We start from the raw sequence: 8,894 nt of genomic DNA, 5'->3' as shown, positions 1-8,894 counted from the left end.
AACAGATTCTCAGCCCATCAACTCAGTAAAGCCGCCAGGTCAGCCATGTCGGTAAAAACATGTGTCGCGCCGCTGGCCTTGAGTGCCGTGGGCGCGTCATGGCCCATTTCGGGCGGGCTGTAGCCAAAGACGGTACAGCCGGCCGCCACGCCTGCCGTGACGCCGGTGACGGTGTCTTCCACCACGGCGCAGCGTTTGGCGTCCACGCCCAGGGCCGCGGCGGCGGCGAGGTAGACGTCGGGGAAGGGTTTGGAGCGCGGCAGCTCGTGCCCGCTGAAAATGCGGCCCTTGAAGAAAGGCATCAAACCGCACTTCTCAAGCTGCAGCTCGACCTTGAAGCGGTCGGCACCGGAGGCGCAGGCGATGCGGCCCTTGTACAGCGCGTGGACTTTGGCGATGGCGTCGACGGCGCCGGTGATGGCCTTGAGGTCGCGCATCAGGCCGGTGTTGCGGCGTTCGCGGAACTGGACCATCCAGTCTTCAGTCACGGGGCTGCCGGTGTTGGCGGCGATCAGGGCGGCTTCGTCCTTGACGGCCTTGCCGACAAAGATGCGCATGCATTCGGCGGGGCTGAGCTTCCAGCCGCGCTCTTCGAGCATGTCGCGCAGCACGCCGTTGGTAATGGGTTCGCTGTCGACCAGCACGCCGTCACAGTCGAATAACACCGCGTCAAATCTCATGGTTCCGCTTTCATGTCCAGTTCAGGTTTTGCCGGGGCGGCGAGCGTGAACATCGCCCATTCAGGCCGCATATTAAAACGCACCGGCAGGATGCTGACGCCGAGCCCGCTGGTGATGTACATGCGATTGTCGCCGTGCGCCACCCAGCCGTAGGCCCAGTCGTGCGGGCCGGCCCCGGGCACCACGGGCGAGCCGAAGAAAGGGATGCGGACCTGGCCGCCGTGGGTGTGGCCAGCCACGATGAGGCCGCGCACCGGCGGCAGGTCGAACAGGCTGGCCGGCTCGTGCATGAAGACCAGCGCCTGCGCGCCCTTGGGCACCCTGGCCATGRCGCGCACCGGGTCGGAATGGCCGGTGTCGTCGTCGCCCACGCCGGCCACCCACAGGGCGGTGCCGGGCAGGGGCACGGCGTCGTTCTCAAGCACCTGGATGCCGGCGCGCTGGAAGGCGGCGGTGAACTTCGCGCCGTCGTGCCACCAGTCGTGGTTGCCCATGACGGCATAAACACCCAGCCTGGCCTTGAGCCCGCCCAGCACCTGGGCGATTTCGTCTTCGGGTGTGGCGGCGATCTCGGGTTTGTAATCCCGGTCGGCAAGAAAGTCGCCGGGCAGCAGGATGACGTCGGGCTGGGCGGCGTTGATCTCAGCCACGATGGCGAGTGCGCGCTCCAGCGTCATGACACGCCACAAGGGGCGTTTGCTGAAGTGCCAGTCGGACGCGACGGCGACCTTGAGGCCGGGCGGGCCTTGCCAGTGGGGGACGGTTTCGCTGATTTCGCGGTGGGCGACCCAGCGCGGTTCGATGATGACAGTCCAGGTGCCCAGCAGGAGCATGGCAACAAGCGCCAGCACTCCGGCGGCGCGGCGTCCCCAGGGCTTCACAGGTTCTGTCACAGGCGGATATCCGGCGAATCGCCGTCCACCGCGTCCATCACGCCGGTGCTGTGGGGCGACAGGCCGTAGCTGCGCAGGTTCTTGCGCAGATCCGCGGGGTCGACCTCGTTCCAGGCCAGGCCGCAGTCCATGCAGGCATGCGCATGTTCGTTTTGCAAGAGAACGGGTTTGCCGAGCAGCGAGCGCAGCAGGCCGCGCAGGGGATAAAAACGCTCGGCTTCGAAATTCCCGCGAACCACCTTGCGGCTGCTGCAGCGCAGGCAGTACATGCCGCGCACGGTCTGGTTGAACATCTGCCCTCCCCTTATTGGCTCATTGACTTGTTGGCCTATTGGATATCGCCGTCCACATAGTACCAACGGCCGGCTTCATGCACGAAGCGGCTGCGCTCATGCAGGCGCACGGCGGGGCCGGCTGGGGATTTCTGGCGCGCGACAAATTCGACCTCGGCATGCGTGGCGTCGAGCTGGCGGTGGCTGCGCACTTCGAGGCCCAGCCATTTGACGCCAGGATCGAAGTCTATCGATGCCGGCCTGTGGCTGGCGTGCCAGGTGGCGAGCAGGTAGTCGGCACGCTCGCTGACAAAGGCGGTGTAGCGCGAGCGCATCAGCGACTCGGCGTCGGGCGCGGGGGTGGTGTCGAAGTGGTCGAGGTAACGGCCGCAGCATTGGGCATACGCCAGCGCGCGCTTGCCGGCCTGGCGGCCGCAGGGGCAGGCTTGTGAGGCGAGTGGCTGGGACGGCAGCGGATTCGGCATCAACCGCAGCTGTGGGCGCGGGCCTTGCGCTTTTCCCGGTCTTCGAGCGTCTCGGTGGGCGCGCCCTGCTTGACCCATTCGGCATAACCGCCGTCGATGTGGGCGACGTTGGCCATGCCCATGTCCTGCAGGGTCTTGGTGGCCAGGGCGCTGCGCCAGCCGGCGCCGCAGAACAGGATGAACTCCTTGCCCTCGTCGGCGAACAAAGGCTTGTGATAAGGCGAGGCCGGGTCCACCCAGAACTCGAGCATGCCGCGCGGCGCGTGGTAGCTGCCGACGACCGTGCCGGCCGTGAGTTCACGCACGTCGCGGATGTCGACGATCTGTACATTCGGGTCGTTGAGCCTGGCCTTGACTTCATCCACGCTGTAAGTCTTGACCTGGGCCATGGCCTCGTCAACCAGGGCGCGGAATCCTTTGGTGATCGGCATTAGTTTCTCCTCAGGCCAGGGCGCGGGTAATGATGATTTTTTGCACGTCGGAAGTGCCTTCGTAGATCTGGCACACCCGCACGTCGCGGTAAATACGTTCGACCGGGAAGTCGCTGACATAGCCATAACCGCCCAAGGTCTGGATGGCGGCGCTGCATACCTGTTCGGCCATTTCGCTGGCGAAGAGTTTGGCCATGGCGGCTTCTTTCAGGCAGGGCAGGCCGGCGTCGCGCAGGCTGGCGGCGTGCCAGATCAGCTGGCGCGCGGCTTCAATCTTGGTCGCGCAGTCGGCCAGGCGAAAACCCACCGCCTGGTGGTTGAAGATGGCGGTGCCGAAGCTCTGGCGCTCCTTGGCGTAAGCCAGGGCCGATTCAAACGCGCTGCGCGCCATGCCCACGCTTTGCGCGGCGATGCCGATGCGCCCGCCTTCGAGCGCGCCCAGGGCGATCTTGTAGCCCTCGCCCTCGYTGCCGATCAGGTTCTCGGCCGGGATGCGGCAGTTGTCAAAGTTGATCTGCGCGGTGTCGCTGGAATGCTGGCCCAGCTTGTCTTCGAGCCGCGCCACCACATAACCTGGCGCGCTGGTGGGCACGATGAAGGCGCTCATGCCTTTTTTGCCGGCGCCCTTGTCGGTCACGGCAATCACGATGGCGGCGTGGCCGTTCTTGCCGCTGGTGATGAACTGCTTGACGCCGTTGAGCACGTATTCTTCGCCCTCCTTCACCGCCGTGGTGCGCAGTGACGATGCATCGCTGCCCACATGAGGCTCAGTCAGGCAGAAGACGCCCAGCATCTCGCCCTGCGCCAGCGGCGTGAGCCACTGCTTTTTCTGCTGTGCGTTGCCGTAGCGCATGAGGATGGCGTTGACGGGGCAGTTGGTGACGCTGATGGCGGTGCTGGTGCCGCCGTCGCCGGCGGCGATTTCTTCGAGCACCAGCGCGAGCGTGAGGTAGTCAAGGTTGGCGCCGCCGAACTCTTCGGGCACGCAGATGCCGTAGGCGCCCAGCGCGGCCAGGCCCTTGTGCGCCTCGACGGGGAAGTGGTGCTCCTTGTCCCAGCGCGCGGCATGGGGCCAGAGCTCTTCTTGTGCAAACGCGCGGACCGCGTCGCGGATCATTTCCTGGTCTTGGTTGAGCAGCATTTTTTGCCTTTAAGGGCCCTTGACAGGCTTGAACCGGTTACCGTCGAGCCGGAAGCGGCGTGAGGTTACCGAAAGATTTTCTTTTGGGGCCCCAACAAGCCGGGTGGTGACCTCGATCATCTCAACGATGTTGTATGCGGAATTCCCCAGCAACTGGAACTGCACATGCGTCTGTTCGCAGGGCTTGGCTGACGGGAAAATCTCCCCGCAAACGCCCAGGTTGTTGCCGAACTCGGCTTTATGCAAGACCTGCATCTCCCAGCCCTTGAAGCGGACCAACGCATGGATGAAGTCTTCGGTACCCTGGCCTGAGCCATAGTTCTCCAGCAAGGAGAACTCGCCATAGTGACCGGCGACATAACGCAAACCCAGTGACTGGCTGTAGTCAAGTTCCCTGGCTTGTTTCAAGGCCGGGCGGTACAAAAAAGTACCAGCAGAAAAATTACGTCCGCGATCCGGGAACCACACCGAAACAAGGAAGGCCGTCTCGGTTTTTCCGACCATGACCTCATGCATGCCCCGAATGGCCAGGGCTTCCGCCTTGTTGGTGCGGTCCTTCAGGCCTGCGCGCATCGCGGTCACGAGTTCGCTTTCATTGGGCCAGGCGGGAACAGGGTCAGGCGCGGCAAAAGCCGAAGTAACCGAAGTTGCCGCACCGACCGCGATCAGCCCGATCACAAGCGCACGGCGTGCAGCGGCGACGAGGCGATTGCCATGATCCATCGACATCATGCTGCTCCTTACCAGGACTCAAACGGCGTGCCGTCGTAGTTGAGAAACGCGCCCTTGTGCTCGGGCGTGAGCCCGGCCAGCGCGGCGCGCATGGCCGTGACGCTTTGGACGGTGGTGAGCGGCGCGCCGCTGCCGCCCATGTCGGTCTGCACCCAGCCGGGCGACATGGCGACCATGATGGCCTTGGGGTAGTCGTGCTGGGCGGAGGCCACGGCCATATTGAGCGCGGCTTTGCTCACGCGGTAGACCCAGCCGCGGCTGTTCTCCACGCCGTCTATCTTTGCCATGCCGCTGCTGATAAAAGCGAAACGGCCTTTGCCGCCACCGTCCAGCCTTGAGGCCTCGACCAGGGGCGCGACCTGCGGGATGGCCTGCATGGCGCCCAGCACGTTGGTGTGCATGGCCTGGTCAAACATTTCGCGCGTTGGAGGGGTCAAGGCACCGCCCTGCGGAAACACGCCGGCCACATAGAGGGCAATGTCGATCGCCTCGCCGTCGAGCAGCCAGGCCAGGCCGCTGATGCTGGCGGGCTGGGCCACGTCCAGCCGCAAGGCCTTGGCGCCCAGGCCCTTGAGGCGCTGCAGGCCCTCGTCGTCGCGCGCGGTGGCAATGACTTGCGCGCCCTCGGCCTGGTATTGGCGAACGAACTCGAGGCCGATGCCGCGTGATGCGCCCAGGACGAGGACTTTCATGGCTAGCCCGCGAAATTGAAGTACTTCGACCACGAAGGGTCGAACGCATGGGTCAATTCAGCACCGGTGAACGATGCGCCGTGCAGGCTGGCGTCCACCACGCCAAGCGCGGCAGGCAGGTCGCCCACATAGTAGTTGGCCAGGCGCCGGCCGTTCCTGACCACGGTGTGCGACAGGATGCCGGCATGCTGAAGCTCCAGGCGGGTGGCGATCTGCTCCTGGAGTTCACGGGCGCGGTCCAGCGCGGCATGGTCTTCCACGGGCAGGCGCAGCTCGATCGCGTGGCCCAGGTCAGGCCGCGCTGCAATCRCATTGGCGCTCTGGTTGACCGCCACGATCGCCTTGTCACCCTCCTGGTCGTCTTCTTCGTCACCCTTTTCGTCACCGTCMTCGTCGTTGCCAAAGACGACCGTCATGACAGACCACTGATGCTCTCCGCTTGGGAACAGGCCTGTGTGCCCCAGCTCATTCGTCCAGAACGCGTCGAGTACAGCGCCGAACTTGTCGAGCGTCGTGGAGCCGGCCACTTCGTCCGAAAACGCGTCAACGAAATCAACAAAACCCACCTTGACCGCAAAGTCATACTCGCCCAGCACATGGTCGAGCATGATGAAGGTCATGTTGCGCGCATGGTCCCGCATGTCGCTAGGCAGTTCGCGCGCAAACATGACTTCGATGCCCACCTGCCCTTCGTCGGCGACGTGGCCAATCAGCACGTCGGAGGTCGCCAGTTCAAAGTTGTCCATACGCATGGGGAAGTCGGGGCTTTCCGTGCGAGCGCGAAAGGCGGTAAGGCTGTAGTGCTTCAACGGCGGCGCGCGCTTGACGAAGTCCAGCAGCAGCGGAAAGGTGTCGGTACTCCCGTGCGCGGTGGCGATCAGTTCGATCTGCTGGTCACCGTCGTCAGCCGACATTTCGAGTGCCAGCCCTTCCAGGTATTGCTCAAGAACTTCGTTGATGTTCTCCACCTGGTCGCGTACCGGCTGGCGGACAAGCTCCGCCTCGCCCTCCCGGAACTTCAGCCAGAAGGCATCGATGCGCCGGGCGAGCTCAGCGGGTGAAAGTTCTTGCGGAGCTTCTTGCGTCATACCAACTCGATGGCCATGGCGGTGCCTTCACCGCCGCCAATGCACAGCGTGGCGACGCCCTTCTTGAGGCCGCGCGCCTTGAGGGCATGGATCAGCGTGACAAGGATGCGGGCGCCGGACGCGCCGATCGGGTGGCCCAGCGCGCAGGCGCCGCCGTTGACGTTGACGATGTCGTGGCTGATGCCGAGTTCCTTCATGGCGGCCATGGGCACGACGGCGAAGGCTTCGTTGACTTCCCAGAGGTCCACGTCTTTCACGCTCCAGCCGATTTTCTTGAGCAGCTTGTTGACGGCGCCCACCGGTGCGGTGGTGAACCATTCGGGTTCCTGCGAGAAGGTGGCGTGGCCGACGATGCGGGCGATGGGCTTGGCGCCCAGCTCTTTGGCCGTCGATTCGCGGGCCAGCACCAGGGCGGCGGCGCCGTCGTTGATGGAGGAGCTGGAGGCGGCCGTGATGGTGCCGTCTTTCTTGAAGGCGGGCTTGAGCGTGGGGATCTTGTCGAGCTTGACCTTGCCGGGGCCTTCGTCGATGGAGATAACGGTCTCGCCGGCGCGGCCCTTGACGGTGACGGGCGTGATTTCGGCCTTGAAGGCGCCGGACTCGGTGGCGGCCTTGGCGCGCTGCACGCTGGCGGTGGCGAAGGCGTCTTGCGCTTCGCGGGTGAAGCTGTATTTTTCGGCGCACTGCTCACCAAAGGTGCCCATGGCGCGGCCGGGTTCGTAGGCGTCTTCGAGGCCGTCGAGCATCATGTGGTCAAAGATCCGGTCGTGGCCGATGCGGATGCCGCTGCGGCCCTTGAGCAGCAGGTGCGGCGCGTTGGTCATGCTTTCCATGCCGCCCGAGACCATGACGTCGCGGCTGCCGGCGACGAGCTGGTCGTGCGCAAGCATGGTGGCTTCCATGCCGGAGCCGCACATCTTGGACAGGGTGACGGCGCCGACGCTGGCGGGCAGGCCGCCCTTGAAGCCGGCCTGGCGCGCCGGGGCCTGGCCCTGGCCGGCCATCAGGCAGTTGCCGAATAGCACTTCGTCGACCTTGCCGGCCGCGATGCCGGAACGTTCAATGGCGGCCTTGATGGCTGCCCCGCCGAGGTCGTGGGCCGAGAGGCTGCAGAAGTCGCCCTGGAAGCCGCCCATGGGGGTGCGGGCCGCGCCGAGGATGACGATGGGATCTGCGTTGGGGTTTGACATGGTGGTGTTTCCTTTCAGTGGGTTCAGCTTAATTGGCGGGCCGTGGCATTTTTGCCTCCAGCGCCTTGACGAAATTCGGGTCGATATCGGCTCGCTGCGGTGTGGCCTCGGCGAGTTTCAAACGCTTCCAGGCCATGGCGTAGTTGCCGCTGGTGTAGTCGGCTATCGCCCAGTTCTGCAGGTTCAGCGTATGGTTCGGTGCTTTTTGGTAGATGGCTTCATAACGCCTGACAGCCTCGGCCATCAGGGTTGGATTGCCCACTACGCCCGCCGCTATTCCAATCGTCCTGGCGTAATCGACGGCAAGATCGATGTCGCCGGGCGCTAGTTTTTCAACTTCGGCAAACAGGCCCAGTGAAGCAAGAAGGCCCTGGTCGCTGCTGGCGGACGCTGCCGCCATGCCCCACAAGGCGGAAACGCTTTTCGGGTCGATCATCCAGGCCTGGTTGAAACGCCGCATGGCATTTTCCGGGTTGCCCTGGCGCAAAAACTGCCAGCCCCGCTCCGCGACATCTTTCGCCGCCTTCGGCCTGTCGCCCGGGTAGCGGGCGTCAACCTGGACCAGGAATTCGGCGTCCGCCGCCTTCTGTTGTTCAGTCTTCTGCAGGTTGCCGTATTTGGGCAGCAGCGAGATGTCCTGCGAGAAGGCAGCACCGCAGAAAAAAGCCAGCGCCGCAAAAAGCGTCCAGGTCCTGATAAAAGGAGTTGTCACAGTCATTTCCTTCCTGTCTCGTTGTTATGTTCTGCCGCCAGTCCCCGCCTCAAGGGGTCAGGCCGCTGAGGCCCGTCAAAACCGGTTCGGGCGGCAGTTGCGTCAGCACCTCATCGTGGGGAGCGCCGGGGCTGTGCAGCGCGCTGAAGCGCTTTTCGCGCTCGTAGGGAAACACGTCGTGGACATGGCCGGCCTGGATGCGGGCCTGGTGTTTCTGCCAGAAATCGGCGTCCAGCAGGTTGGCGTGGTGCTTCATGAAGACCTCGCGCACCGCGTCGTTGCCGAGCAGGAAGGGCTCGAAGGTTTCGGGGAACACGTCCTTGGGGCCGACGGAGTACCAGACCTCGCCGCTCATTTCTTCTTCCTCGGTGCGGGCCTCCGGCACCTTGCGGAAGTTGCAGTCGGTGATGTATTCGATCTCGTCGTAGTCGTAGAACACGACCTTGCCGTGGCGCGTGATGCCGAAGTTTTTCCAGAGCATGTCGCCGGGGAAGATGTTGGCGGCGACCAGGTCTTTGATGGCATTGCCGTACTCGACGACGGCGCGCTCTATCTGGTCCTTGGCAGCGGGTTCGTTG

General features: G+C 64.2%; 12 protein-coding genes. All 12 read right to left on the bottom strand.

Annotation, left to right across the window (positions count from 1 at the left end; translation table 11 throughout):
• Window positions 1-17 precede the first annotated feature (17 nt).
• Window positions 18-680 carry an HAD family hydrolase gene (locus tag AC1D0P_RS17320; protein ID WP_477677885.1) on the bottom strand — a complete coding sequence of 221 codons (663 nt, stop codon included), beginning with the start codon at window positions 678-680 and terminating at the stop codon, window positions 18-20.
• Window positions 677-1,573 (bottom strand): metallophosphoesterase, encoded by an 897-nt coding sequence (locus tag AC1D0P_RS17315; protein WP_477677884.1) that lies wholly within the window; start codon window positions 1,571-1,573, stop codon window positions 677-679. The genes AC1D0P_RS17320 and AC1D0P_RS17315 overlap by 4 nt, the downstream gene beginning before the upstream one ends.
• Window positions 1,570-1,866: a hypothetical protein gene (locus tag AC1D0P_RS17310; protein ID WP_477677883.1), complete on the bottom strand. Its 297-nt coding sequence runs from the start codon at window positions 1,864-1,866 to the stop codon at window positions 1,570-1,572. Before AC1D0P_RS17310 ends, AC1D0P_RS17315 begins: the two co-directional genes overlap by 4 nt.
• 35 nt (window positions 1,867-1,901) lie before the next feature.
• The gene (locus AC1D0P_RS17305; RefSeq protein WP_477677882.1) at window positions 1,902-2,330 is read right to left on the bottom strand and encodes a YchJ family protein; all 429 of its coding nucleotides are present in this window, start codon (window positions 2,328-2,330) and stop codon (window positions 1,902-1,904) included.
• Complete coding sequence (locus AC1D0P_RS17300) at window positions 2,330-2,761, bottom strand: rhodanese-like domain-containing protein (protein WP_477677881.1); 432 nt, start codon at window positions 2,759-2,761, stop codon at window positions 2,330-2,332. The genes AC1D0P_RS17305 and AC1D0P_RS17300 overlap by 1 nt, the downstream gene beginning before the upstream one ends.
• A gap of 10 nt (window positions 2,762-2,771) precedes the next feature.
• Complete coding sequence (locus AC1D0P_RS17295) at window positions 2,772-3,902, bottom strand: acyl-CoA dehydrogenase family protein (protein WP_477677880.1); 1,131 nt, start codon at window positions 3,900-3,902, stop codon at window positions 2,772-2,774.
• Between the two features lie 9 nt (window positions 3,903-3,911).
• On the bottom strand, window positions 3,912-4,634 hold the full coding sequence (locus AC1D0P_RS17290; RefSeq protein WP_477677879.1) for a hypothetical protein: 723 nt from the start codon (window positions 4,632-4,634) through the stop codon (window positions 3,912-3,914).
• An 8-nt stretch (window positions 4,635-4,642) separates the two neighbouring features.
• Window positions 4,643-5,326 carry an SDR family oxidoreductase gene (locus AC1D0P_RS17285; RefSeq protein ID WP_477677878.1) on the bottom strand — a complete coding sequence of 228 codons (684 nt, stop codon included), beginning with the start codon at window positions 5,324-5,326 and terminating at the stop codon, window positions 4,643-4,645.
• A gap of 2 nt (window positions 5,327-5,328) precedes the next feature.
• On the bottom strand, window positions 5,329-6,414 hold the full coding sequence (locus AC1D0P_RS17280; RefSeq protein ID WP_477677877.1) for a DUF695 domain-containing protein: 1,086 nt from the start codon (window positions 6,412-6,414) through the stop codon (window positions 5,329-5,331).
• The gene (locus AC1D0P_RS17275; protein ID WP_477677876.1) at window positions 6,411-7,604 is read right to left on the bottom strand and encodes an acetyl-CoA C-acyltransferase; all 1,194 of its coding nucleotides are present in this window, start codon (window positions 7,602-7,604) and stop codon (window positions 6,411-6,413) included. The genes AC1D0P_RS17280 and AC1D0P_RS17275 overlap by 4 nt, the downstream gene beginning before the upstream one ends.
• A 28-nt stretch (window positions 7,605-7,632) precedes the next feature.
• Window positions 7,633-8,316 (bottom strand): hypothetical protein, encoded by a 684-nt coding sequence (locus AC1D0P_RS17270; RefSeq protein ID WP_477677875.1) that lies wholly within the window; start codon window positions 8,314-8,316, stop codon window positions 7,633-7,635.
• Window positions 8,317-8,365: 49 nt separating this feature from the next.
• Window positions 8,366-8,894: isocitrate dehydrogenase kinase/phosphatase-domain containing protein (locus tag AC1D0P_RS17265; RefSeq protein WP_477677874.1), on the bottom strand; the 529-nt coding region annotated here is incomplete at its 5' end.

The organism is Polaromonas sp. P1_G2, assembly GCF_056405515.1.
Note: the sequence above shows the minus strand (reverse complement) of the source record. Positions and strands in the feature narration are given on the sequence as shown.